Genomic DNA, 25,521 nt, shown 5'->3' on the forward strand with positions numbered 1-25,521 from the left:
TCCACTCGTTTGGACACAAGGGTCACCTTCGGGTGGCCCTTCTTTTTATCTGATTTCCATGCAAGGAGGGCCTGGTATGGCCAATATGACGAGCTCGATTTCGGCATCGCAGGTTGCCGGCGAGCTGGCGAGTGCCACGTTCGAGGAGATTCCCGCCCTCGTGGAGCACTATCGCGAGGATCCGCGCCAGCAGGTGATCAAGGCTTGCGAACGCGCACTTAAGCGCCATGCCAAGGAACTTTCCGAGCGCGAGCGCGTCAACGGCATGTACGAGCTGATGCATGAGCTCGGCGGCGATGGCGTGGTCGTTGGTGTTGACGAGGTGGGGCGCGGCTCTGTCGCCGGCCCGTTGACGGTCTGCGCTGTCTGCCTTCCCATGGAGCCGCGCGTTTGGGGCATTAACGATTCCAAAAAGCTCACGCCTGCCCGTCGTGAGCTGCTCTCGGTGCAGATTGCCGAGGTGGCTACGGCCATTGGTTTTTGCCATATCGCGCCTGCGGACATCGATGAGATGGGCATGGCCCGTGCCATCCGCACTGCCGTCGCGGGTGCGGTGGCCGATACGGGGCTCGAGCCCGATTGCGTGCTTATGGACGGCAACCCTCTGGGCGCCGTCCCTAACGAGCGCGATGTGGTCAAGGGAGATGCCAAAATCGCCTGCATCGCCGCTGCTTCCATTATGGCCAAGGTCACGCGTGACGAGATGATGGTCGAGTACGACGCCGAGTATCCCGAATATCATTTTGCCGAGTCGAAGGGCTACGCGAGTCCCGAGCACATTGAGGCTATTCGTAAACATGGCCTTTCTCCGTTGCATCGTGTGAGCTTCTGCGGAAATTTTTTGCAGACGGAGCGTCTTTTTTAAGGCAAATATGGAGACAGGGACTTCTGGGATTTTATAAACCAGCTGGTGGGGACCGCATGCAACGCAATTGTTGCATGCGGTCCCTTTTTTGTTTGTTTTTGGTTGGACTTTGGTTTTCTTTTGGTACTTACCCGCAAGAAAGGCGGCCCCATGATCGGGTCAATATCGTGCGCGGGAAAGGAGACCCCATGTGCGCCGCAAGTGCAAAGAGCAAGACGCAACAGCTCAAAGAGCTTTGGGAGAGCGGGGAGATTGATTGCGCGTCGATTACGCCTGGGTTCATTAAGGGCCTCAGTCCTCGAGAACTGGGCATGCTGGGCGAGCTTATTGCAATCGATTACTTTCGCGAGCGCGGTTATGCCCTCTTGGAACAGGGCTACCGGTGTCCCGAGGGCGAGGCCGATCTGGTACTGCTTGATGAACTTGATGATGTCGTGGTGATGGCTGAGATCAAGACAAGGCGCGTCGCCCTAGATTGCAACACGCGGGTCTTTCCCGAGGAGGCGGTGGACGCCCAGAAGCAGCGTCGCTACCGCCGTATCGCGAGTTGTTACCTTATGGATCACTATCCCCTTAAGGCGATTCGCTTCGACGCGGTGGGCGTTACTATCTGCGGCGGTCATATTGCGGAGATTGAGCATCAATACAACGCATTCGATTGGCAGGTATCGTGATGGCGTTTGACACCTTTGCCGTCCACGCTGCATGTATTCGTGGCGTCGAGGCGATTCCCGTCACGGTCGAGGTCTCGCTTGCCGGCGGTATTCCGGGTATCCAAATGCTTGGCATTCCAAGTATGGAGGTGATGGAGTCGCGTGGCCGCATACGCTGCGCAATGCGCTCGGCGGGATTTGAGATTCCACGAGCGGGCATTACCGTCAACTTGGCTCCGGGCGACATCCGTAAAACGGGCAGTGGTTTTGACCTGCCGATTGCCATCGCGGTACTGGCGGCCGATGGGCAGATTCCCCGCGACCATCTAGACCATTGCCTTATTGCCGGTGAGCTCGGGCTGGATGGTAGCGTGCTGCCCGTAAAAGGCGAGGTTGCGTTTCAGTTGTTGGCGCGTGATATGGGCCTGTCCTTTATTGCGGGAAGGTCGGATCAACATGTACCGCTTGCCGGTGTGGACTGTGGCTTTATCGACCATCTGTCTCAGCTCGCCCGCGGTATGGGCGAGGCGGCTCGGCATTATCTGGATTCCGAGGGTGTCGAGGCGTCGTTTGAGCCAGAACTTGATTATGCCGATGTGCTGGGGCAGGAGGTTGCCAAGCGCGGCATTGCGCTCGCGGCGGCGGGGGAGCTCGGCCTGCTGATGATTGGCTCGCCGGGTTCGGGCAAGACCATGCTCGCACGCCGCATGACGGGTATCTTGCCCGAGCTTTCTCTCGAGGATCAGCAAGAGGCGCTGTGCATCCATTCGGTCTTGGGCGAGAACATCGATGGTTTGCTGGCGGGACACCGACCGTTCCGTAGCCCCCACCACAGTATTTCGACTGCGGGCCTTATTGGCGGCGGACGGCCGGTGCACCCGGGCGAGATTAGCCTAGCGCACGGCGGCGTGCTCTTTTTAGACGAGCTTGCCGAGTTTCCCAACAGCGTGCTGCAGACGCTTCGCCAGCCCATCGAGCGCGGCTACGTCAAGATCGTACGCGTCGATGGGGCTTTCACGTTTCCCTCGCGGTTCCAGCTGCTTGCCGCGAGCAATCCCTGTCCCTGCGGCTTTTTGGGCGATCGCGAGGTACCGTGCCGCTGCTCGGCTTCGATGGTTGAGCGCTATCGGTCTAAGCTACGTGGTCCCTTGGCCGATCGTATTGACCTTATGATTGACGTGACCCGACCCGACCCGCAGGTAATTATCGAGGGTGCCGAGGGTATGTCGTCAGCTGAACTACGTGACTATGTTGTGCGGGGTTGGGCATTTCGTGCCTGGCGTGAGTCCCGTTTGGACGATGCAGATGCCGAGGCCGAGGACGATGAGTCACGTTCCATCGACGGCGTCGTTTCGACCTTTGCGCTCGATGGGGCAGCGGAAAAGTGCGTGCTCGGCCTGTCGAGGCGCACACATCTCACAGGGCGCGGCATCGTGCGCTTGGTGCGTATCGCGCGCACGATTGCCGATGTTGCCGAAAGTGAGCGGGTAACCCAAGACCACGTGCTCGAGGCGGCGATGTACCAGGGGAGGAGGGACCAGTAATGCCCGAGGAGACTTTTGAGCTGCATCCCGGTGATGCGTTGTATCCAGCTAACGTTTTGGAGCTATCCGATGTACCCCAGACGCTTTATGTGCGTGGCGACCCCGCCGCACTGTCGACGCCCTCGCTCTCCATCATCGGCGCTCGCAAGGCCTCGCCGTACGGCCTTTCCGTGGCAGAGCTGGCCGCGAAAGTTGCGGTCGAGGCGGGCGTGACGGTGGTCTCGGGCGGTGCGGTCGGCTGCGACCAGGCCTCGGGTTGGGCCGCGGTCAACGCTGGTGGCAGGCACGTCGTGGTGTTGGGTACGGGCGCCGACGTGGTTTACCCGCGCTCGAGTGCAGGGCTCATCGCGCGCACGATCGATACGGGCGGCGCGGTCGTGTCCATCTCGCCTTGGGGTATGGGGCCACGCAAATTTGCCTTTCCGCGGCGTAACCGGGTGATTGCCGCGCTTTCGCAGGCGCTCTTCGTGTCGGAGGCCGGCATGCCCTCGGGCACGTTCTCGACAGCGGAGGCCGCCATGGACCTGGGGCGCGAACTGCTCGCGGTACCGGGCTCCATTTTGTCACCAGAGTCGCGTGGGACCAACTACCTCATCGCCAACGGGGCCTGCTGCATTGTTGACGAGGAGTCTATTGAGATGGCCATCTCGCGAATTTACGGCACCCTGCGCTATTCGCGTCCCGATGCGCCCGGTATCGCCGATCTGGACCCCACGCAGCAGGCCGTGATGCACGCGCTCATTGCCTCGCCGCTCAAGGTCGATGACATTGCCGCGCTCGTCTCCCTCGATGCCGTCGGCGTGCTCAAACTCCTGGGCTCACTCGAGCTCGAGGGACTCATCGAGCGCATGATGGATGGAAGGTATGCGCCCTCAAAGTTTGCGCTTCACGCTCAGACGCCCTTCGGTCACAATGGAAAGCGTGTCAATTAGAAAGGTGTTTGCAGATGCTGTTTGATCAAGTGACGGTTATCGGTGGCGGTCTGGCGGGATCGGAATGCGCGATTCAGCTGGCAGATCGCGGGTTTGCCGTAAAGCTGTGCGAGATGCGGCCGCTGGTGACCTCTCCTGCCCACCATACCGATCACTTGGCGGAGCTCGTCTGCTCCAATTCGTTTAAGTCGACCCGACCCGATTCCGCCGCCGGCCTGTTGAAGGCCGAACTCGAGCGTATGGGTTCGGTGCTGCTCGACTGCGCTCATCGCGCTGCCGTTCCCGCTGGTGGCGCCTTGGCGGTCGACCGTGTTAAATTCTCCGAGCTCGTCGAGGCCGAGGTTGCCGCCCGTCCCAATATCGAGGTCGTTCACGGCGAGGTCACCCAGATTCCCGAGGGCCATGTGGTTATCGCCGCGGGTCCCTTGTGCTCGCCGGCGTTGAGCGGGGAGGTCATGAAGCTCGTCGGTGGTGATTCCCTGGCGTTCTTTGACGCCGCGGCCCCGATTGTCGATGCCTCGACGCTCGATATGGATGTGCTGTTTTCGCAGTCGCGCTACGAGGAGCAGGGGAGTGGCGACTATCTCAATGCCCCGCTCAACAAGGAGGAGTACGAGGCCTTTATCGAGGCGCTTACCACGGCCGATCGCGTGGTGCTCAAGGACTTTGAGGGCGGGGACCTCTTCCAGGCCTGTCAGCCTGCCGAGGAGGTTGCGCGCACGGGCAAGGATGCCATCCGCTTTGGCGCTATGAAGCCCGTCGGGCTCACCGACCCGCGCACCGGTCGCCGTCCCTGGGCGGCGATTCAGCTGCGCGCCGAGAACAAGGAGAAGACCGCCTATAACCTGGTTGGTTTCCAGACCAACCTGACCTTCGGCGAGCAGAAGCGCGTTTTTCATATGGTTCCCGGTCTGGAGAATGCCGAGTTTTTCCGCTATGGCGTCATGCATCGCAATACCTTTGTCGATGCGCCCCATGTGCTCGATGGGACCTTCGCCGTGCCCGGCACGGGCGTGCGCCTTGCCGGACAGATTACCGGTACGGAGGGTTACATGGAAGCGGTCGCGTCGGGTCTCCTCGCTGCGCTCAATACCTATGCCGAGGCTATCGAGGTTGCTCCTGTCGAGCTGCCGCGCGTGGGCGCTCTCGGCGCGCTCGTGGGCTATGCGACCGATCCTGCTACGGTCGGATATCAGCCCATGCATGTTAATTTTGGCCTGGTGCCTCCCCTCGAGGACGGTAAGCGCCGCAGCAAACGTGATCGCTATCAGGCCTATGCGGATCGCGCCCTTAAGGCCCTGGATTCCTATCTGGAATCGCGCTCCGACCTGTTTGGGGGCGACCGGCCATAGCCTTTGACCTGTACGGTGCCGTCGACTCGTTCATAGCCTATATTGCACGCGTCGAGGGGCTTTCTTCTAACACTGTTATCGCTTACGGCTCTCGTCTGGAGCGTTTTGCCGCTTGGTGCGAGCGTGGGGATATCGATGCACGCACGGCGGACGTACGTACCGTTCGCATGTATCTGGCGGAGCTGTCGCGCGAGCAGGTGGCGCCCAGGACGATTGCGGCGCACCTGTCTGCCATTCGTTCGTTCTATCGATGGATGGCTGCCGAGGGTCTTATCGATGGAGACGCTGTCTCTGCGATTGCCTCGCCCAAGCTTCCACGCGATTTGCCCGGGGTGCTGACCACCCAGCAGGTTAAGGCACTGCTTGCAGCGCCAGACGTTTCAACGCCTGCGGGACTGCGCGATGCGGCGATGCTCGAATTGCTCTATGCATCTGGGGCTCGCATCTCCGAGCTTGCGGCACTCAATGTTGAGTCCATTGCTTGGTCCGAGCGAACGCTGCGGCTTTGGGGTAAGGGGAGCAAGGAGCGTATCGTGCCCCTGTATCGGCGTGCTCTCGATGCGACCCGCCGCTATATTGAGGAAGGAAGACCGGAGCTTCTTGCTCAGGCAAAGCGTGGCGACGGTACGAACGGTGTGCATCCGCTGTTTATCTCGGCACGCGGCAACCGTATGAGCGCCGCCATGCTTAGGCGACGGTTTCATATGTTGGCGACGCTTGCGGGCATTCCTTCCGATATCGCCCCGCATGCGATGCGCCATACTTTTGCGACCGATTTGCTCGAGGGCGGAGCGGACTTGCGCTCTGTCCAGGAGTTGCTGGGGCATGCAAGCTTGTCCACCACGCAGATTTATACGCATCTCACGCCCGATCGGCTCAAACGCGCCGTTACCCAAGCCCTTCCGCGCGGCGAGTAAGGCAGGAGAGGGGTTCTATCCAATCGATCGCGCGTCCGTGTGTGTGGTTTTGATTTCGGGTTGGCAGAAAGATGTAATCCTGCTATCATTCATCGGGTTGCTTCACGGCAACAGGTTTTTATCACGCACGCGCGGCTACTTCATACCGTGGTGCCCGGGCTTTGGTAGCACATGTCCGGGTTGGTTTTGGAGGATGACCCCGCGCGGAGGCAAACCACAGGAGGTTTAACATGGCTACCAAGATTAATATCCGCACCCTGCTCGAGGCCGGCTGCCACTTCGGTCACCAGACCCGTCGCTGGAACCCCAAGATGAAGCCGTTCATCTTCGGTGAGCGCAACGGCATCTACATCCTCGACCTCAAGCAGACTATTCTTGACGCCGACCAGGCTTACACCTTCGTCAAGAACGTTGCCAAGGGTGGCAACGTGCTGTTCGTCGGCACCAAGAAGCAGGCTCAGGAGGCCGTCAAGAACGCCGCTGAGCGCGCCAACATGCCTTACATCAACCAGCGTTGGCTCGGCGGCATGCTGACCAACTTCGTCACCATCCGCTCCCGCATCAACCGCATGGAGGAGCTCGAGGCCATGGTCGAGGACGGCCGCATGGCTGTTCTTCCCAAGAAGGAGCAGGCTGTTCTGGGTAAGGAGCTCGCTAAGCTCCAGACCAACCTCGGTGGCGCCCGCGACATGAAGGGTCTGCCCCAGGCTCTCTTCGTCATCGACACTAAGCGCGAGGAGAACGCCATCAAGGAGGCCCAGCGCCTGAACATCCCCGTCGTCGCTCTGATCGATACCAACTCCGATCCCGACGAGGTCGAGTACGGCATCCCCTGCAACGATGACGCCATCTCCGCTGTCACCCTTATGTGCGAGCTCATGGCCGACGCTTGCCTCGCTGGCTCCGGCAAGGAGCAGGTCTCCGAGGCCGAGATGGCCGCTGAGCCCAAGGCCGAGTAAATCAGTCCTATTTAAGTCTTTTTCATCTCTTTGAAAGGAACCACAATGGCCCAGATTACCGCCGCTATGGTCAAGCAGCTCCGCGAGATGACCGACTCCCCGATGATGGAGTGCAAGAAGGCTCTCGTCGAGGCTGACGGTGACATGGACGCCGCTGTTGACGTTCTGCGTAAGAACGGCCTCGCTAAGGCTGCCAAGAAGGCTGGCCGCGAGACCAACGAGGGCGCTGTCGCCGCGTTCGTCTCCGAGGATGGCAAGACCGGCGCTCTGCTCGAGCTCTCCTGCGAGACCGACTTCGTCGGCTCCAACGCCAAGTTCACCGGCTTTGCTTCCAAGGTCGCCGAGGTTGTCGCCACCACCGAGCCGGCCGATGTCGACGCTCTGCTCGAGAAGCCGATGGGCGAGGAGACCGTTTCCTCCGAGCTCACCGAGATGATTCACATCATGGGCGAGAACATGAAGATCTCCCGCTTCGCCGCCCGCAAGGCCGAGAACGGCGCTCTCGCTTCTTACATCCACATGGGTGGTAAGATCGGCGTCCTCGTCGAGTTTGCTTTCGAGAAGGCTGAGACCGCTCAGGCTGAGTCCTTCAAGACCTTTGCCCACGACGTTGCCCTTCAGGTTGCCGCTGTCGCTCCGATCTGCGCTACCCGCGATCAGGTTCCGGCCGAGACCGTCGAGCATGAGAAGCAGATCTACATGGCTCAGGCTGCCGAGTCCGGCAAGCCCGAGGCCATCCAGGAGAAGATGGCTGTTGGCCGCCTGGAGAAGTTCTACAAGCAGTCCGTGCTCACCGAGCAGGAGTTCATCAAGGACAGCTCCCTCACCATCAAGAAGTACGCTGAGCAGGTCTCCAAGGAGCTCGGCGATACCATTACCGTCGTTGCCTTCGACCGTCTGGTCCGTGGCGAGTAAATAAGCTCTTGTAGCTGGTAATGAGCAGGCTGTGGGTTTTACTCACAGCCTGCTTTTTCATGCCTCTAAGCAGAGCCTTTGATATCATATTGAGAGTCTAATTAAAGGAGGATCGCTTTGTCCGACATCCGATATAAACGCGTGCTTTTGAAGCTTTCCGGCGAAGCACTGATGGGCGATGGCCACTATGGCATCGACCCCAAGGTTACCGACCATCTTGCCAAGCAGGTCAAGGAGCTGCTCGCCGTTGGCCATGAGGTCGGCATCGTTGTCGGCGGCGGCAATATTTTCCGCGGCATGGCTGGAGCTGCCGGCGGTATGGAGCGTGCTCAGGCCGATTACATGGGCATGCTTGCAACCGTTATGAACGCGCTCGCCCTGCAGGATGCCTTCGAGCATAACGATGTTCCTTGCCGCGTTATGAGTGCCATCCAGATGAACGAGATTTGCGAGCCCTATATTCGTCGTCGCGCCATCAATCACCTGTCCAAGGGCAATGTCGTTATCTTCGCAGCCGGCTCGGGCAATCCGTACTTTACGACTGACACCGCCGCGGCCCTTCGTGCCTGCGAGATCGGTGCGGAGATTCTGATTAAGGCCACCAAGGTCGACGGTATCTACGACAAAGATCCCGTCAAGTGCGCCGATGCCGTCCGCTTTGACAAGATCACCTATCACGAGGTGCTCGTCCGCGGCCTGCAGGTTATGGATTCCACGGCTACGGCCCTGTGCCAGGATAACCGTATGCCCATTTTGGTCCTCAACATCGATGGCGAGGACAACGTCAAGCGCGCGCTTTCGGGTGAGCCCGTCGGCACGCTCGTCTATCAGGAGGATTAAGCATGGCAGAGAACATCACCGCCCACATGGACAAGTCGCTCGAGTCCCTCAAGCACAACTTCTCCAAGGTCCGTACCGGCCGAGCCAACGCTAACATTCTGTCCGACATCACCGTCGATTATTACGGTGTTCCCACGCCGGTCACGCAGGTTGCCGCCGTAAAGACCCCCGAGGCCCACATGCTGCTCATCGAGCCGTGGGATAAGGCGCTTATCAACGCCATCGTCAAGGCCATCGGCGCTTCCGATCTGGGTATTACCCCCAACTCCGATGGCACCGTTGTTCGTCTTCCGTTCCCGGCTCCCACCGAGGAGCGCCGTCGCGAGCTCGTCAAGGAGTGCCGCGAGTACGCCGAGCAGGCCAAGGTGTCTATCCGTAACATCCGTCGCGACTTTAACAACAAGCTCGAGCGCGATGAGGAGCTCACCGAGGACGACGTCCGCCGTGAGCAGGCCAAGGTGCAGAAGCATACCGACGAGTATGTCGCCAAGGTCGAGGAGCTTCTGAAGGAAAAAGAAGCCGAGGTCATGGAGATCTAAGGTGCAATACGACGAGAACAAACTGGTCGAGTACTTTGCCGACGCCCCTGCGGGCGTCGGTTTTTCCGACCTTGACCTCAATAACATTCCGCGCCATATCTCTTGCATCATGGACGGTAACGGTCGCTGGGCTACGGCGCGAGGTCTTGCCCGTACCGAGGGCCACAAGGCGGGTATCGTCTCCCTTCGTGAGGTCATTACCGCCTGCGTGCGTCTGGGCGTCGACGTGCTTTCCGCCTATGCGTTTTCAACCGAAAATTGGAACCGCCCGCAGCATGAGGTCAACGTCTTGATGCATCTGTTTGCCAAGACGTTTATCGATGAGCTGCCGCTTCTGAAGCGCGAAAACGTCCGTGTTGTCTTTTTGGGTGATATTTCCGCGCTGCCCAAGAAGACCCGCGACGTTTTTGAATGCGGTCTTGCCGAGTGCGCTGATCACACCGGTATGACGCTGGCGCTTGCCGTCAACTACGGCGCGCGTGCCGAGATTACCCGTGCCGCCCGTCAGCTTGCGCTCGATGCTGCCGCCGGCAAGATTGACCCTGCTGCTATCGACGATGATATGGTTGCTTCGCACCTGTACACCGCCGGTCTTCCCGATCCCGAGCTGGTCATTCGCACCTCTGGTGAGCTTCGCCTTTCGAACTATCTGCTGTGGCAGGTGGCTTATTCCGAGTTCTATGTCACCGATACCTATTGGCCTGACTTTGATCGTTGGGGCCTTGTTGACGCCATTTTGGCCTATCAGGGCCGTGACCGTAGGTTTGGTGGACTGAGCAAGACCGAGGAGGCTTAATCGTGTCCGATCGTCCCAAGGCATCCGCTCCCAAGACGGCTGCGCGCAAAGCTGCCACTGCGGGAGCGCCTGCAGCGAAGAGCGGCACCGGTTCGTGGCTTGCGGGCTTTATTACCCGTGCCGCCGCCGGTATCGTCTACGCCGTCGTCTTTATCCTGTGCCTGGTTTTGGGTATCGTGCCCACCGCCATTTTTGTCTCTGTCATGAGCGGGCTTTGCTGCTTTGAGTTTTTCCGTATGACGAGGCTCGATGGCAAGGTCGCCAACGAGCACCTGGGCATTATTGCCGCCGTGCTCTTTCCGTTATCGGCGCTTGGCGATTCGCTTTTGCTGAACGCCCTGCTTTTTGCACTGATGCTCGCGGTGGGCATTTGGTATGTTTGGTCGCCGCGTACCCGCATCTCTGATGTGGCCGTGACGCTCATGGGTCCCATCTACACAGGCTTTATGCTGTCGGCTATTGTGCTGCTGCGCGATGCCGTGCCCGGTTTTGCCGGCGCCCTGCTTTCAGTGGGTGTTTGCGCGTCCCTTTGGGTCTCCGATTCGTTTGCCTACATCGTGGGCAGTCGTATCGGTAAACACAAGATGGTCCCCAAGATCTCTCCCAACAAGAGCTGGGAGGGCTTTGTTGGTGGCATCTTGGGCTCGGTTCTCATCTGGCTCATTTTGTGGGTGACGCATCTCTATAAGCTGAGCTTGCCCTATGCGCTGCTTTGTGGCGTGGTTGTGTCCATCCTGGGCGTTATCGGCGACCTTATCGAGTCGCGCATCAAGCGCGGTGTGGGCGTCAAGGATTCCGGTAACCTTATCCCGGGCCACGGCGGCATGCTCGATCGTAGCGATTCGCTTATCTTCGGCTGCATCACCGCGCAGCTGATGCTGATGATCGGAGGCGTGCTGTAATGTCCTTCCAGACGACGTATGGCTCCGATGGACGCCTTCGTGTTGCCATCCTGGGCTGTACGGGCTCTATCGGCACTCAGGCGCTCGATGTTTGCCGTCAGCATGCCGATCGTCTGCAGGTGACGGCGCTTTCCGTTAATTCCAGCACCTCCGAGCTCGTTGCAGCTGCCCGCGAGTTCTCGGTTCCGGCGGTTGCCGTGGCCGATGTCGCTCATGGCGATGACGCCGTGCTGCAGGAGTTGCCCGAGGGAACGGAGCTCGGCGTAGGTGCGCAAGCGGTTTGCGAGCTCGCGCGTCGCGACGATGTTGACTGTGTGCTTGTCGCTATTGTGGGCGCCGCCGGTCTCGAGGCGAGCCATGCGGCCTTGACCTCGAATAAGCGCCTTGCCCTTGCCAATAAGGAGTCGCTCGTTGTTGGCGGTGACCTGCTGATGCCGTTGGCTCAGCCCGGTCAGCTTATCCCGGTCGATTCCGAGCACTCTGCAATTTACCAATGCTATCTGGGTGAGAATCCGCGCGAGGCCCATTGTATTTGGCTTACCTGCTCGGGCGGTCCGTTCTTTGGCCGTTCGCGCGAGGAACTCGACCGTGTGACGCGCGCCGATGCCCTGGCGCACCCTACGTGGGCTATGGGTGCCAAGATCACGATTGACTCCGCTACCCTCATGAACAAGGGCCTGGAGCGTATCGAGGCGATGCACCTGTTCGGTTGCGACCTCGACTTTATCAACGTGGTCGTTCAGCGCCAGTCAAAGATTCATTCGATGGTCGAGTTTGCCGACGGCTCCGTGATGGCGCATCTCGGGGCATCTGACATGCGCATTCCCATCCAGTTTGCCTTCTCGTATCCCGAGCGCTGGGATACTCCGGCTCCGCGCATCAATTTCCGCGAGTTGGGTCAGCTTACCTTTGATGCGGCCGACATGGATACGTTCCGCTGCCTGGCGCTGGCCGAGCGTGCGGGCAAGACGGGCGGCACCATGCCGTGCGTGCTCAATGCCGCCAACGAGGTCGCCGTCGATGCCTTCCTGCATGATGGCTGCAGTTTTACCGATATCGATCGCATTGTGGAATCCTGTATGGATGCGCATGATGCGCAGACGGTCGATTCGTTTGAACAGCTTCGCGGTATCGATGCGTGGGCGCGTGAAAAGGCCGCGCAAGTGCTCGTCGCAACCCGTTCTTAACCCATAAGGATTGCTTTTTCGTTTTATGGAAACTGTTCTGAGCGTTCTCTCATCGGTCTTTTGGGGCCTGCTGATGCTTTCCGTCCTCGTGTTTTTGCACGAGGGCGGCCACTTTTTGGCGGCGCGTGCCTGCGGCGTCCGGGTGACTGAGTTCTTTTTGGGCCTGCCGTGTCGCTTTGATATTCACCATACGTCTCGTCGGATCGGCACCAAGTTTGGCGTGACCCCGCTGTTGCTGGGTGGGTATGCTGCCATCTGTGGCATGGATCCGACCGATGTCTCGTATGCCGATCGCGTGCTTGCCGCCATCTATCGCCACGGCCGTGTGACGGTGGCCGATCTTGCCGTCGAGCTTGAGCTGTCCGAGGAGGATGTGCTCGAGGCCTGTGCTTTGCTGCTGGGTTGGGGCTCCATAGCTCCTTGGTATGAAGAAGGGGAAAAGCCTTCGCCTGGTTACTATCCCACCAAGTACCAGACCCTGCCGCGTGATGCGGCGGGTTATACCACCTTTGACGGCCGTCGGTTCGATCGCGAGCACGCGACTGCCGAGGGCGATGTATGGGAACTGCCGTGCGGCGAGGCCGAATTCCTTGCACGCGAGCGCTCGCACACCTATTTGGGTCAGGTCTTTGTCAAGCGAGCCTTTATGCTGCTTGCGGGCATTATCGTCAATATCCTGACGGGCTTTTTGCTCCTTATGAGCATCTATTCCATCGCGGGTGTCACGGTGCCGGTGGACACCAATGTGATCGGCCAGGTTGACGAAGGCTCGATTGCCTCCGCGGCGGGAATCGAGGATGGCGATGCGATTCTTTCGGTCGACGGAATATCGTGCTCTACCTGGATGGACGTTTACGATGCCATTGGCAAGGCTGCTGGTAAGGACGATATCGCCATTGAGTATGAGCGTGACGGCAAGAAGCATTCGACCACGGTTGCGCTCAAAGAGGACGAACGCCTAGGTGTGTATGTCTCTACGCAGGTGGTTCGTTTAGACCCCATCACGTCGGCTCGCCTGTCGTTCTCCTATGTCGTGCAGACAGCGGAGGGCGTGATGCGCCTGCTCCAGCCGCAGCATACGATGGAGATTCTCGATCAGTCCTCTTCGATCGTGGGTATTAGCGTTATGTCCTCACAAGCTGCTGCAGCCGGCCCTGCCACGTTCCTTTCGTTTGCCGCTCTCATTTCGTTCTCGCTTGGCTTTATGAACCTGCTGCCTATCCCGCCACTCGATGGCGGCAAGTTGCTCATCGAGATCATTCAAAAGATTGCGGGCCGCGAGCTTCCGCTCAAGGTCCAGACGATTGTGAGCTATGTGGGCATCGCGCTCTTTGCGCTGCTGTTTGTCTATATGCTTCGTTCCGACATCCTTCGATTTATTCTGTAGGGGAGTGTTTGGATTGTCTTTATCCCATCCTTTGCCTCGCGAGTTGACGCGCCCCGTGCATGTGGGCGGCGTGCAGATCGGTGGAGGCGCGCCGGTGGTGGTCCAATCCATGACCTGCATCGATACCGCTGATGCCCAGGCAACGCTTGCGCAAGTGTGCGCGTTGGCGCAGGCTGGCTGCGATATCGTGCGCGTGAGCGTGCCCACCGAGGCCGCACTTGAGGGTTTCCGCACCATCTGTGCCGAGTCTCCGGTGCCGATCGTTGCCGATATCCACTTTAACCATAAGCTCGCCATTGGTGCCGTTGAGGCCGGTGCTGCCAAGCTGCGCATCAATCCCGGCAATATCGGCGATTGGGCCAAGGTTGACGCGGTAATCGATGCTGCGGGTGCCGCGGGCTGTGCGATTCGCATCGGCGTCAATGCTGGTTCGCTTGAGCAGGATATCGCTGAGCGCGATGACCTCACGCAGCCCGAAAAGCTCGTGATGTCGAGCGAACGTTTCGTCAAGCATTTCGAAGACCGCGGCTTTACGAACATTGTGCTTTCGGCCAAGGCCCATAGCGTGCAAACGACGCTCGACACCTATCGTGCCCTGTCGCGTGAGATTCCCCACGTTCCGCTCCACCTGGGCGTAACCGAGGCGGGTACCAAGCTGCAGGGCACCATCAAGAGCTCGGTGGGCCTTGGCATCCTGCTGTCCGAGGGAATCGGTGACACCATGCGCGTTTCGCTCACGGCCGATCCGGTTGAGGAACCGCCGGTCGCCTGGGGAATTTTGCAGTCGCTGGGCCTGCGTCGCCGCGGCCCCGAGATTGTCTCGTGCCCAACGTGCGCCCGCTGTCAGGTTAACCTGATCGCAATCGCCGAGGAAGTAACCGAGCGGCTTAAGAACTGTGCCGCGCCGCTTTCGATTGCCGTCATGGGATGCGCCGTTAATGGCCCCGGTGAGGCTTCTGATGCCGACCTGGGCGTTGCTTGCGGACGTGGTCAGGGCCTGCTCTTTTCGCACGGCCAGATCATTGGTAAAGTAGCGGAGGACCAAATTGTCGACGCGCTTATGGCCGAGGTCGACAAGCTTATTGAGGAGAAATAAATGACCCGAGCAATGTATATGTCTAAGCTGTATGCTCCGACGCTCAAAGAGGATCCGGCCGACGCTGAGCTTGCGAGCCATCGCCTGCTGCTCCGTGCCGGTATGATCCGCAAGGAGGCCGCCGGTCTCTATTCCTATCTGCCGCTCGCGTGGCGCTCGATTCGCAAGATTGAGAACATCGTGCGCGACGAGATGGACGCCGCCGGCGCCCAGGAGCTCATGATGCCCATCATGGTCGATGCCGAGCTGTGGCGCGAGTCCGGCCGTATCGATGCCTATGGCAAGGAGCTCGTGCGCTTTGATGACCGCCACGGCCGCGAGTTCGTGCTCGGCCCCACGCACGAGGAGACCGTGACTGCCCTGGTGCGCAACGAGCTGCGTTCATACAAGCAACTGCCGGTGAATCTCTATCACATCCAGGACAAGTTCCGCGACGAGTTCCGTCCCCGCTTTGGCCTGATGCGCGGTCGCGAGTTCATCATGAAAGACGCCTACAGCTTTTCTGCCACGCAGGAGAGCCTGCAGGAGGAGTACGACAAGATGAAGCAGGCGTACGCCAATATCTGCGAGCGCTGCTACATCAAGGCCCTGCCCGTCGTCGCCGATTCCGGCGAGATCGGTGGCGATACCTCCGTCGAGTTCATGGCGCTGGCAGAGGCCGGCGAGGCTTCGCTGGTCTACTGCGACGATTGTGGCTTTGCTGCCGATGACGAGGCGGCAAGCACCAAGGTCGTTGTGACCGAGGGCCCCGGCGACGGCACACTCACCAAGGTCGAGACTCCGGGTATGGGCACCATCGAGGCCGTCGCCAAGTTCTTCGGCTTCCCCGAGAACGGTACGCGCAAGTCGCTGGCTCTCATCGACGCCGAGGGCAAGCCGGTTGTGGCCATCGTTCCGGGCGATCATGAGCTCAACGACTGCAAGGCCGAGCATGTCTTTGGCAAGGGCTATCGCATGATGACCGACGAGGAGCTCCAGACCTACGGTCTGCATAAGGGCTTTATCGGACCGGTTAACCTGCCCGAGGGCATTCGTCTGGTCTGCGACGAGAGCCTGCGCGAGTCCAAGCAGTGGGCCTGCGGTGCCAACGAAGTCGACTATCACTTTACCGGTGCCTGCCCCGAGCGCGACTTTACCGTCGACGAGTGGGCCGACCTGGTTACCGTCGTTGCCGGCGACCCTTGCCCGCACTGCGGCAAGCCGCTCTCCGCTGCTCGCGGCATCGAGGTTTCCCAGGTCTTCCAGCTGGGCACCAAGTACTCCGAGGCCATGGGTGCCACCTTTATGGACGAGGACGGCAAGGAGAAGCCGCTTATCATGGGTTGCTACGGCGTGGGCGTGTCCCGCTCGCTCGCTGCCGTCGTGGAGCAGCACAACGACGAGCACGGTATCGTTTGGCCGGTCTCTGTTGCCCCGTACGAGGTTGCGGTGATTCCGCTCGACCCCAAGAAGGAGGAGTGCGCTACCGTTTGCGAGCAAATCGTCGAGGGTCTGTGCGCCGAGGGTATCGAGGTTGTCGTTGACGACCGTGACGAGCGTCCCGGCTTTAAGTTTGCCGACAACGACCTTATGGGCTTCCCTTATCAGGTGGTGCTCGGCAAGCGCGGCCTTAAGAACGGCACCGTCGAGCTCAAGGATCGTGCCACGGGCGAGCGCGAGGATGTGGCGATCGATGAGATTGTCGCCAAGGTCGCTGAGCTTGTGAAAGCAGCCCGTCGTTAATCGAGCCCGCTGCGTTTAGTGCACTTGTTAAGCGGCCCTGCGTCTCTCGAGGTAGAGATGCAGGGCCGCTTTTGCGTCTAAGGGACATTTGTTGCTAAAAGGAAAACCCCGCAGCCCATGCGAGCTGTGGGGTTTTCCTTTGTGCCTCCGATGCGAAATAAATCGCTCAGATATTACTGATAATCGACGACGTCGATCCAGTTCTTAAGGAACTCATCGTTCACGTTGCGCTTACGAGCGAGCTCGGAAGCGGCGACGATGCTCGTCCACTGACGCACGACCTGCATGGGCATGTCGGCGCGATCGCAGTAGAGCTCCAGGTAGGCCTCGGCCTGGTCCTTGCTGTTGAGGGCAAAGAGCAGGTAGGTGGTGGCAACGTCGGCAGCAGGGGAGCCCTGGGTGGCGTGTGCCCAGTCGCAGACGTACAGCTGGCCGTCGTCGCCAACGATGACGTTGGAGGGGTTGAAGTCGCCGTGGCAGACCTTGAACTCCTTGGTCATGCCGTCCAGACGCTCCTGAAGGTTGTAGCGCGTGGTGGCATTGAGCTGATCGAGGCTGTCGATCATGCGGGCGAACTTGTCGCGCTGACGGTTGAGCAGCGGGGAGGTGTAGCCGTGGATCTCGATCTGGAGGTCGACGAACATCTCGAGGTACTCACCAAAGCGCTGGGGCTCGGCAGCCATCTTCTCGGCAAGGGTGGTGCCCGGAACCTTCTCGGTCACGAGCGCCCAGCCGTTGGCGTTCTCGAGCTGAGAAACCTCGAGAGCCTTGGGGCTGCGGATGCCGCACTCATTGATGCGGGCAAGATTCAAAGCCTCGTTGAACACGTCGGAGACGGGCTTGGTCTCGTTAAAGACCTTGACGATCTTGTCGCCCAGGTCGTAAACGACTTTGTTGCCGCGACGGACGAGCTCGGTCTTGGATTCGGGGAGCAGCATGATTGCATCCTTTCAACGATGCGATAGAAGCAGCGGCGGGGGCGTGCGTGCGCCCGTTCACCCCCGCCGAAATAACCGTGCTAAAAACTAGCAGACGGCGTAGTCCTGGGGCTCGCGGCCATAGTAGGCGTCCAGGTAGAGCTCCTTGATCTCGCTCATGAGCGGGTAGCGCGGGTTAGCGCCGGTGCACTGGTCGTTGAATGCCTGCTCGGTCATCTCGTCGAGGGTGTCGAGGAAGTACTGCTCGTCAACACCGTAGTCGGCGATGGTCTTCTTGACACCGATGAAGTCCTTGAGCTCCTCGAGCTTCGTGATGAAGTTCTCGAAGACCTCCTTGTCGTCCTTGCCCTCGATGCCGCAGTACTTGGCCATCTCGGCGTAGTTGTGCAGCGCGTTGGGGTAAGGATACTGGGAGAACGTGCCCATCTTGACGGGAGCCTCGGCGGCGTTGTAGCGCATGACGCGAGTCAGGATGATGGCGTTGGCGATGCCGTGGGGCAGGTGATGGAAGGCACCGAGCTTGTGGGCCATGGAGTGGTTGAGGCCCAGGAAGGCGTTGGCGAAGGCCATACCGGCCATGCAGGAGGCGTTGTGCATCTCCTCGCGGGCATGCGGGTCCTTGGCGCCGTTTTCGAAGCTGGAGGGCAGGTTCTCGAAGACGAGCTTGGCAGCGCGCTCGGAGAGGCCCTTGGTGTAGTCGGAGGCCATGATGGAGACATAGGACTCGATGGCGTGGGTCATGACGTCGATGCCGGAGGCGGCGGTCAGGCCGCGCGGGGCGGTCATGCAGTTGTCGGCGTCAACGATAGCCATGTTGGGGAGCAGCGCGTAGTCGGCGAGCGGCCACTTGATGCCGGTCTCCTTGTCGGTGATGATGGCGAACGGCGTGCACTCGGAACCGGTGCCCGAAGAGGTCGGGACGGCGACGAAGTAGGCCTTCTTGCCCATCTCGGGGAAGGTGAAGATACGCTTGCGGATGTCCATGAAGTCCATGGCCATGTCCTCAAACTTGCACTCGGGGTGCTCGTACATCATCCACATGATCTTGCCGGCGTCCATAGCGGAGCCACCGCCGACGGCGATGATGACGTCCGGCTCAAAGAGAGCCATCTGCTTGGCGCCGCGACGTGCGCACTGCAGCGACGGATCGGGCTCGACGTCGTAGAAGCAGTCGTGGGCGATGCCCATCTCGTCGAGCTTGGCCTCGATGGCGCGGGTGTTGCCATTCTTGAAGAGGAACTGGTCGGTGACGATAAAGGCGCGCTTCTTGCCCATGACGCTGCCCAGCTCGTCGAGAGCGACGGGCGTGGAACCCTTCTTGAAGTAGACCTTCTCGGGAGCGCGGAACCACAGCATGTTCTCACGGCGCTCGGCCACAGTCTTAACGTTGATCAAGTGCTTCACCCCAACGTTCTCGGAGACGGAGTTGCCGCCCCAGGAGCCGCAGCCCAGGGTCAGAGACGGCTTCATGCCAAAGTTGTACAGGTCACCGATGCCGCCGTGCGAGGACGGGGTGTTGATGACGATACGGCAGGCCTTCATGACATGCTCGAACAGGCTGATCTTCTCGGCCTGGGCGGGATGCACGTACAGAGAGGCGGTGTGGCCCGGGCCACCGGCGAGTACCAGGTGCTCGGCCTTGTCGACGGCCTCCTGGAAGTCCTTGGCGTGATACATGGCCAGGACAGGGGAGAGCTTCTCGTGGGAGAACTCCTCCTTGGCGGGGTCGGTGGAGGTGACCTCGGCGATCAGGATCTTGGTCTTGGCGGGAACCTCGATACCGGCGAGCTCGGCGATCTTGGCGGCAGCCATGCCGGGGATGCGGTGATCGAGAGCGCCGTTCTTGAACATGGCGCCGCGCAGGGCCTCCATCTCGGCACCCTGCTTGACGAAGTAGCAGCCGCGCTTCTGGAATTCGGCCTTAACCTGGTCATAGATGGTGTCGATGACGGTCACGGACTGCTCGGAAGCGCAGATCATGCCGTTGTCGAAGGTCTTGGAGTGGATGATGGAGTTGACGGCGAGCAGCACGTCGGCGGTGTCGTCGATGACGACCGGGGTGTTACCGGCGCCAACGCCCAGGGCGGGCTTGCCCGAGGAGTAGGCGGCCTTGACCATGCCCGGGCCACCGGTGGCGAGGATGATGTCGACATCGCGCATGACCATGTTGGTCAGCTCGATGGAGGGGACATCGACCCAGCCGATGATGCCCTCGGGGGCGCCGGCCTTGACGGCGGCGTCAAGCACGAGCTTGGCGGCGGCGATGGTGCACTTGGCGGCAGCCGGGTGCGGGGAGATGATGATGGCGTTGCGGGTCTTCAGGCTGATCAGCGTCTTGAAGATCGCGGTGGAGGTGGGGTTGGTCGTCGGGATGACGGCGCCCACGATGCCGATGGGCTCAGCGATCTTGGTGATGCCGTAGGCCTCGTCGCGCTCAATGACACCACAGGTCTTGGTGTTCTTGTAAGCGTTGTAGATGTACTCTGCGGCGTAGTGGTTCTTGATGACCTTGTCCTCAAGAACGCCACGACCGGTCTCCTCGATGGCCATCTTCGCCAACGGGATACGAGCCTTGTTGGCGGCCATGGCGGCCTCGTAGAAGATCTTGTCGACCTGCTCCTGCGTGTACGTAGCAAAAAGCGCCTGGGCCTCTCGCATCTGAGCGAGTTTAGCCTCAAGCGCCTCTACGTTGTCCACAATTGCGGGAGTAGTGTTTTCCGGTGACTTTTTCACCATTTGTGTCTCCTTGCGATCGGAGATTTACCCTACGTGTTGCATGATAGCAAGAAATTATTCGGCGAACGGTAAGATTCCCGTAAAAGGCACACTAAAACGCTTCAATCTACTGAAGCGTTTTAATTATAAATATCAGCCTGGCATCGGCCCGCTCATTGGGGACAGACTTATATGAGTGCTTTCACTCATTTGGGACAGACATAGTTTTGCCATTTCGCTGTTCTGGACCTGTTATGGCGGTGCAGCTGCTCGATTATATTCATCTCAATCCTGTGAAAGGTGCGCTCGACTCACTCGAGGCGTACCGATGGTCAAGCTTCAAGGCATATCAGCTGGGCTACGATCCCTTTGACATTTGTGATGCGGCCCCTATGCTCGATATTGTCGGAGGCTCCCGTTGCTATTGCGAGCATCTTAAGGAAGCTGCCGGGCGCATCTGGTCGGTGGAGGTTCTTCCACGCCGTCGGATCCCCGATGAGGAGGCCCTTTCCGTTGCGCGCGAAGTCCTGCCGAGCATAGATCCTACGCTGCTTAAGGCCCTGCCACGCCCCGAACGCGATGCCTGCCTGCTGAGGCTCAGGCAGGCACATCTCACGGTCAAGCAAATTGCCCGTATCACCGGTATCGGCGCTACAAGTGTGACTAAGGCCACTGCAGGCTGGAAGGAAGCTGCGTGAGGCAGGGGCCGGAGCTAGTCGGGGCACCGCAGACACGCATCATGTCTGTCCCCAATGAGTGAAAACACCCATGTAAGTCTGTCCCCAATGAGTGAAAACACCCATGTAAGTCTGTCCCCAATGAGTGCAAAAAGGCGTCCTCCACAAGAGAGGACGCCTTTGGTAAGTTCTATGTGAACGCGAGGTCTTTGACCCGGAGAGTCCGAGGTACTTGTTGGTAAGACCTTATTTAGGAGCGCGCAACCTTGCCAGACTTAAGGCAGGTGGAGCAAACGTTCATCTTGCGACGGTGACCATCGACGACGACGTAGACGCGCTGGATGTTGGGGCGGAACTTACGGTTGGTGACGCGGTGAGAGTGGCTGATGGAGCGACCGGCAACGGGGTGCTTACCGCAAACTTCGCAAACTTTGGACATAACTGACCCTCCTTGGGCGACAAACGAACATGTCGCGTTAACAAACAAGCCTGAACTATAGCACAGAAGCAGCTCCCTGTGCGTAATCTACACAGAGATATTTCTCTTATGGCGATAGTGCCCACGCTACGGCCCTGGACGTAGATCCGATTTGCGTGTAGCAGAGGGGATTATGCCAGCTCGCATCGACGTTTTCAAGCTTGTCCCGCAAATATATATAGGTTTATGGAGCGTTGAGTCCGTTTGCGGATTGCTCCGTATTAATGCTCGCAATTAAGCTCGGGGTTGGCTACACTATCCCTTGACCATTAAAGGGGTACGAGATACCCACATGGATTTATATTGCTGCCATAGTGCAGTCCTTCCTGTGGGTGTCTGGTCCGCTTTGAGCGGTCGGGCATCTATTTTTTTGACTGTATCAGCAGTCAAGACATGTGAGGAAGGAGATCGATGGGCACGACTTCCCCCAAGGCGGTCATCATGGACGAGACCGCCGTCAACCGAGCGATGACCCGCATCGCGCACGAGATTCTCGAGCGCAACGAGGGCTGTGAAGACCTCGCTCTGGTCGGCATCGTCACGCGCGGCGACCTTCTGGCAAAGAAGCTCGCCGAGGCGATCAAGGAGATCGAGGGTGTTGACGTTCCGCTCGGCAGCCTGGACATCAGCTTCTATCGCGATGACTATGCGACTAACTTCGCTCCCGCGATCCACGCTACCAACATTCCCTTCAGCGTCGACGGCAAGCGCGTCGTTTTGGTGGACGACATCCTGTACACGGGCCGCACCATCCGCGCCGCTCTGGACGCCGTTATGGACCTGGGCCGTCCGAGCCGCATCGAGCTGGCAGTTCTCGTTGACCGCGGTCACCGCGAGCTCCCTATCTCGCCGGACTTTGTCGGCAAGAACGTTCCCTCGTCGCACGAGGAGAGCGTGCACCTATATATGAAGGAAGTCGACGGCCGTACCGCTGTCGAGATCAACGACGTCGCGCCGGGTTCCCACGTGGGCTCCGCGCCGCTGGGAGGTGAGTAGTACCGTGGCGTTCAATCATAAGCACCTGATCGACATTACCGAGTACTCCGAAGAGGACATCAAGCTCATCCTCGAGACCGCCAAGGCGTTCTCCGAGGTCAACGAGCGTGCCATCAAGAAGGTCCCCACGCTTAAGGGCAAGACCATCGTCAATATGTTCAACGAGCCCTCGACGCGTACCCGCAGCTCCTTCGAGCTCGCCGAGAAGCGTCTTTCGGCCGACAGCCTCAACTTTGGCGGCTCCTCGACCTCCACGGTCAAGGGCGAGAGCCTCGTCGATACCGTCGAGACGCTCAACGCCTACAAGATCGACTGCATCGTCGTGCGCGACAAACATGCCGGTGCTCCCTACATTGTCACGCAGAATTCGCCCGCGAGTGTTATCTGCGCCGGTGACGGTAAGCACAACCACCCCACGCAGGCTCTGCTCGACCTGTACACCATCTGGGAGCACAAGGGTGACTTCCACGGTCTGAAAGTCGCCGTCGTCGGCGACATCGCCCACTCCCGCGTCTGCGGCTCGCTGATACCCGCGTTGAAGATCATGGGCTGCGAGACCTACGCCGTCGCCCCCGGCACGCTGCTGCCGCCGGCGCCCGAGGTTCTGGGCTGCGACCACGTGACGAGCGACCTCGATTCCGTCCTGCCCGAGCTGGACGTCGTCTACATGCTGCGCGTACAGCAGGAGCGCCTCGAGGGTGCCCCGTTCCCGACCATTCGCGAGTACCACAAGCTCTTCGGCCTGACCAAGGACCGTGAGAAGCTCATGAAGCCCGACGCGATCATTTGCCACCCGGGCCCCATCAACCGCGGCGTCGAGTTCGACTCCTATATGGCCGACCACCCGCAACGCTCCGTCATCCTGGAGCAGGTCTACGCCGGTATCTGCGTGCGTATGGCTATCCTGTATCTGCTGCTTGGAGGTGCCGATAATGGCCTTGCTTCTTAAAAATGCCCACGTCGTCGATCCGTCCGTCGAGCTTGACGGGGTCGTTGACGTCCTGATCGACGGCGACAAGATCGCCGAGGTCGGCGAGAACCTCGCCGCCGAGGGAGCCGAGGTCCGCGACCTTTCCGGTAAGTACCTTGTCCCTGGCCTGGTGGACATGCACGTCCACCTGCGCGAGCCCGGCTACGAGGTCAAAGAGGACATCGAGAGCGGCACCCGCGCAGCTGCCAAGGGCGGCTTCACTGGCGTGTGCGCCATGCCCAACACCGACCCCGTTACCGATAACGGTACCGTTGTTGAGTTCGTCAAGTCCCGCGCTGCCGAGGTCGGCCACTGCCGCGTCTATCCTTCTGGCGCCATGACCCGCGGTCTAAAGGGCGAGGCTATGTCCGAGATGGGCGATATGGTCGCCCACGGCGCCGTCGCCTTCACCGACGACGGTCGCGGCGTGCAGGGTGCAGGCATGCTCCGTCGCTGCATGGACTACGGCAAGATGTTCGGCAAGGTCTTCATGAGCCATTGCCAGGACGAGGACCTGGTCGGCCACGGCCAGATCAACGAGGGCAAGGTTTCGACTCGTCTGGCCCTCGAGGGCTGGCCGGCTGCCGGCGAGGAGCTCCAGATCGCCCGCGACATCGAGATCGCAAAACTGACCGGTGCCAAGCTGCACATCCAGCACATCTCCACCGCCCATGGCCTGGAGCTCGTGCGTGCCGGCAAGGCCGCTGGCGTTCAGGTTACCTGCGAGGCTACCCCGCATCACATGTTCCTGACCGAGAACGACCTGGACGAGACCTACAACACCTCGCTCAAGGTTAACCCGCCGCTGCGTACCGACGAGGATGCCGAGGCCATCCGCCAGGGTGTCATCGACGGCACCGTCGACGTCATCGTCACCGATCACGCTCCCCACACGCCGTGGGAGAAAGCCCGTGAGTTCGAGCTCGCGCCCTTTGGCATGATCGGCCTCGAGACCTCGCTTTCGCTCGTGCTCACCGAGCTGGTCAACACGGGCAAGATGGGTATGGGCCGCATGGTCGAGCTCATGGCTATTAAGCCGCGTGAGATCCTGGGCCTCGATCAGGTTCAGGTCAAGGCGGGCTCTGTTGCCGACCTGACCGTCTTCGACGCGTCTGTCACCTGGACGGTCGGCGAGGACGGTTACGAGTCGCGCGCCGAGAACTCCGGTTTTGCCGGCCGCACGCTCACCGGTCGTGCCACCGATGTGTTTGTCGGCGGTAAACAGACGCTTGCCGACGGCTGCATCTGCTAGCATAGCCTTATCGCTTTTGCGCGCGGTGCCCTTGCGGTGCCGCGCTTTCTGTTCGTTTGGTCCATGCAACTGCATGGGGGATTGGAGCGTCTATGCCCACACCTTCCACTGCACGCATGCACGACTTCGAGGTCGTCTCGAACCAGGAGATCGCCGACGGCATCTTCTCGCTCGTTATTTCGGCCCCCAAGCTTGCAAGTGCGCTCAAGCCCGGTCAGTTTGTGAACATCGCCGTGCCCGGCGATGCCTCTTCGCTGCTTCGCGTGCCCTTGAGCTTCTATCGCTCTGACGCCGAGGCCGGTACCGTCGAGCTGTGGTACGCCGTCGTGGGCGACGACACCCGTCGTCTGTCGCAGATGGGCCCCGGCTCCAAGTCCAACCTGTTGGGCCCTGGCGGCCGCGGCTGGCTGGTACCCGAGGGCACCAGGAAGGCGCTGCTCGTGGCGGGCGGCATCGGTGTTCCGCCCGTGCTGTGCCTCGCTGGCATGCTTGCCGAGCAGGGCGTGGCCGTTGACGTGTGCCTGGGTTTTGGCACCGCGTCCAAGGTCGTGGGCGTCGATGAGTTCCGCGCGCTGGGAGCCACGGTCAACGTGTGCACCGACGACGGCTCGTTGGGTACGCACGGCTTATGCACCGATCCTGCCGCTGAGCTGCTCGGCAAGGGCGGTTACGACTATGTCGCCAGCTGTGGGCCCGCCGTTATGATGAAGAAAGTCGCCGCCGCTGCCGCCGAGGCCGGCGCGTACTGCGAGGTGTCGCTCGAGCGCATGATGAGCTGCGGCTTTGGTGCCTGTAACACCTGCAATGTCGAGACGGTCGACGGTATGAAGGGTGCCTGCATGTGCGGCCCCGTGTTTGATGCTTCCAAGGTGGTGGTCTTCTAGTGGGT

The 25,521-nt window shown here is 60.1% G+C and carries 24 protein-coding genes; 21 read left to right on the plus strand and 3 right to left on the minus strand.

What is annotated here, in order from left to right:
• Window positions 1-76 precede the first annotated feature (76 nt).
• The 16 genes from ACTQWD_RS01970 to ACTQWD_RS02045 all read left to right on the plus strand — a co-directional run bounded on the left by ACTQWD_RS01970 (window position 77) and on the right by ACTQWD_RS02045 (window position 16,606).
• The gene (locus tag ACTQWD_RS01970; protein WP_441063812.1) at window positions 77-865 is read left to right on the plus strand and encodes a ribonuclease HII; all 789 of its coding nucleotides are present in this window, start codon (window positions 77-79) and stop codon (window positions 863-865) included.
• 188 nt (window positions 866-1,053) lie between these two features.
• Complete coding sequence (locus ACTQWD_RS01975; protein ID WP_441559132.1) at window positions 1,054-1,539, plus strand: YraN family protein; 486 nt, start codon at window positions 1,054-1,056, stop codon at window positions 1,537-1,539.
• Window positions 1,539-3,062, plus strand: a complete 1,524-nt coding sequence (locus ACTQWD_RS01980) for a YifB family Mg chelatase-like AAA ATPase (RefSeq protein WP_441559133.1) — start codon at window positions 1,539-1,541, stop codon at window positions 3,060-3,062. Before ACTQWD_RS01975 ends, ACTQWD_RS01980 begins: the two co-directional genes overlap by 1 nt.
• Window positions 3,062-3,994: a DNA-processing protein DprA gene (locus tag ACTQWD_RS01985; RefSeq protein WP_441559134.1), complete on the plus strand. Its 933-nt coding sequence runs from the start codon at window positions 3,062-3,064 to the stop codon at window positions 3,992-3,994. The genes ACTQWD_RS01980 and ACTQWD_RS01985 overlap by 1 nt, the downstream gene beginning before the upstream one ends.
• A gap of 14 nt (window positions 3,995-4,008) precedes the next feature.
• Window positions 4,009-5,346: a methylenetetrahydrofolate--tRNA-(uracil(54)-C(5))-methyltransferase (FADH(2)-oxidizing) TrmFO gene (gene trmFO / locus ACTQWD_RS01990; protein ID WP_441559135.1), complete on the plus strand. Its 1,338-nt coding sequence runs from the start codon at window positions 4,009-4,011 to the stop codon at window positions 5,344-5,346.
• 8 nt (window positions 5,347-5,354) lie between these two features.
• Window positions 5,355-6,263: a tyrosine recombinase gene (locus tag ACTQWD_RS01995; RefSeq protein WP_441535824.1), complete on the plus strand. Its 909-nt coding sequence runs from the start codon at window positions 5,355-5,357 to the stop codon at window positions 6,261-6,263.
• 230 nt (window positions 6,264-6,493) lie between these two features.
• Window positions 6,494-7,222, plus strand: coding sequence for a 30S ribosomal protein S2 (gene rpsB / locus ACTQWD_RS02000; RefSeq protein ID WP_055285135.1), 729 nt, complete (start codon window positions 6,494-6,496; stop codon window positions 7,220-7,222).
• A gap of 45 nt (window positions 7,223-7,267) precedes the next feature.
• Window positions 7,268-8,137, plus strand: coding sequence for a translation elongation factor Ts (tsf, locus tag ACTQWD_RS02005; protein ID WP_022094736.1), 870 nt, complete (start codon window positions 7,268-7,270; stop codon window positions 8,135-8,137).
• A 117-nt stretch (window positions 8,138-8,254) separates the two neighbouring features.
• Entirely contained in the window at window positions 8,255-8,977 is a 723-nt protein-coding gene (gene pyrH, locus ACTQWD_RS02010; RefSeq protein ID WP_427717558.1) for a UMP kinase, read from the plus strand.
• Window positions 8,978-8,979: 2 nt separating this feature from the next.
• Complete coding sequence (frr, locus tag ACTQWD_RS02015) at window positions 8,980-9,516, plus strand: ribosome recycling factor (protein ID WP_006236112.1); 537 nt, start codon at window positions 8,980-8,982, stop codon at window positions 9,514-9,516.
• 1 nt (window position 9,517) lies between these two features.
• Window positions 9,518-10,312: an isoprenyl transferase gene (locus tag ACTQWD_RS02020; RefSeq protein WP_441048376.1), complete on the plus strand. Its 795-nt coding sequence runs from the start codon at window positions 9,518-9,520 to the stop codon at window positions 10,310-10,312.
• Window positions 10,313-10,314: 2 nt separating this feature from the next.
• The gene (locus tag ACTQWD_RS02025) at window positions 10,315-11,214 is read left to right on the plus strand and encodes a phosphatidate cytidylyltransferase (RefSeq protein WP_441083439.1); all 900 of its coding nucleotides are present in this window, start codon (window positions 10,315-10,317) and stop codon (window positions 11,212-11,214) included.
• The gene (gene dxr / locus ACTQWD_RS02030) at window positions 11,214-12,401 is read left to right on the plus strand and encodes a 1-deoxy-D-xylulose-5-phosphate reductoisomerase (protein WP_427793446.1); all 1,188 of its coding nucleotides are present in this window, start codon (window positions 11,214-11,216) and stop codon (window positions 12,399-12,401) included. Before ACTQWD_RS02025 ends, dxr begins: the two co-directional genes overlap by 1 nt.
• A gap of 25 nt (window positions 12,402-12,426) precedes the next feature.
• Window positions 12,427-13,788, plus strand: a complete 1,362-nt coding sequence (locus tag ACTQWD_RS02035; RefSeq protein WP_441559136.1) for a M50 family metallopeptidase — start codon at window positions 12,427-12,429, stop codon at window positions 13,786-13,788.
• 13 nt (window positions 13,789-13,801) lie between these two features.
• Complete coding sequence (gene ispG, locus ACTQWD_RS02040; RefSeq protein ID WP_441559137.1) at window positions 13,802-14,884, plus strand: flavodoxin-dependent (E)-4-hydroxy-3-methylbut-2-enyl-diphosphate synthase; 1,083 nt, start codon at window positions 13,802-13,804, stop codon at window positions 14,882-14,884.
• Window positions 14,885-14,896: 12 nt separating this feature from the next.
• Window positions 14,897-16,606: a proline--tRNA ligase gene (locus tag ACTQWD_RS02045; protein ID WP_441559154.1), complete on the plus strand. Its 1,710-nt coding sequence runs from the start codon at window positions 14,897-14,899 to the stop codon at window positions 16,604-16,606.
• Between the two features lie 173 nt (window positions 16,607-16,779).
• Here the strand turns inward: ACTQWD_RS02045 and ACTQWD_RS02050 are convergent, their stop codons facing one another.
• Together ACTQWD_RS02050 and adhE are read right to left on the minus strand one after the other, a co-directional pair.
• The gene (locus ACTQWD_RS02050; RefSeq protein WP_427717541.1) at window positions 16,780-17,544 is read right to left on the minus strand and encodes a phosphotransferase; all 765 of its coding nucleotides are present in this window, start codon (window positions 17,542-17,544) and stop codon (window positions 16,780-16,782) included.
• A gap of 87 nt (window positions 17,545-17,631) precedes the next feature.
• Window positions 17,632-20,280, minus strand: coding sequence for a bifunctional acetaldehyde-CoA/alcohol dehydrogenase (adhE, locus tag ACTQWD_RS02055; RefSeq protein ID WP_154516260.1), 2,649 nt, complete (start codon window positions 20,278-20,280; stop codon window positions 17,632-17,634).
• A 233-nt stretch (window positions 20,281-20,513) separates the two neighbouring features.
• Between adhE and ACTQWD_RS02060 the strand changes: the two genes are divergently transcribed.
• On the plus strand, window positions 20,514-20,957 hold the full coding sequence (locus ACTQWD_RS02060; protein ID WP_441548254.1) for a hypothetical protein: 444 nt from the start codon (window positions 20,514-20,516) through the stop codon (window positions 20,955-20,957).
• A 229-nt stretch (window positions 20,958-21,186) separates the two neighbouring features.
• On the opposite strand, the gene rpmB is transcribed toward ACTQWD_RS02060, so the two are convergent.
• The gene (gene rpmB, locus ACTQWD_RS02065; RefSeq protein ID WP_022094725.1) at window positions 21,187-21,375 is read right to left on the minus strand and encodes a 50S ribosomal protein L28; all 189 of its coding nucleotides are present in this window, start codon (window positions 21,373-21,375) and stop codon (window positions 21,187-21,189) included.
• Window positions 21,376-21,825: 450 nt separating this feature from the next.
• Between rpmB and pyrR the strand changes: the two genes are divergently transcribed.
• The 4 genes from pyrR (at window position 21,826) to ACTQWD_RS02085 (ending at window position 25,516) form a co-directional block, all read left to right on the plus strand.
• Complete coding sequence (gene pyrR, locus ACTQWD_RS02070; protein WP_441559138.1) at window positions 21,826-22,410, plus strand: bifunctional pyr operon transcriptional regulator/uracil phosphoribosyltransferase PyrR; 585 nt, start codon at window positions 21,826-21,828, stop codon at window positions 22,408-22,410.
• 4 nt (window positions 22,411-22,414) lie between these two features.
• Entirely contained in the window at window positions 22,415-23,359 is a 945-nt protein-coding gene (locus ACTQWD_RS02075; RefSeq protein WP_035138537.1) for an aspartate carbamoyltransferase catalytic subunit, read from the plus strand.
• Window positions 23,343-24,632, plus strand: a complete 1,290-nt coding sequence (locus ACTQWD_RS02080; RefSeq protein ID WP_154516264.1) for a dihydroorotase — start codon at window positions 23,343-23,345, stop codon at window positions 24,630-24,632. Before ACTQWD_RS02075 ends, ACTQWD_RS02080 begins: the two co-directional genes overlap by 17 nt.
• A gap of 116 nt (window positions 24,633-24,748) precedes the next feature.
• Complete coding sequence (locus tag ACTQWD_RS02085; protein ID WP_154516544.1) at window positions 24,749-25,516, plus strand: dihydroorotate dehydrogenase electron transfer subunit; 768 nt, start codon at window positions 24,749-24,751, stop codon at window positions 25,514-25,516.
• The last annotated feature ends 5 nt before the right edge of the window (window positions 25,517-25,521 follow it).

The organism is Collinsella sp. LCP19S3_B6 (genome assembly GCF_052121815.1).
Classification (GTDB): Bacteria; Actinomycetota; Coriobacteriia; order Coriobacteriales; family Coriobacteriaceae; genus Collinsella.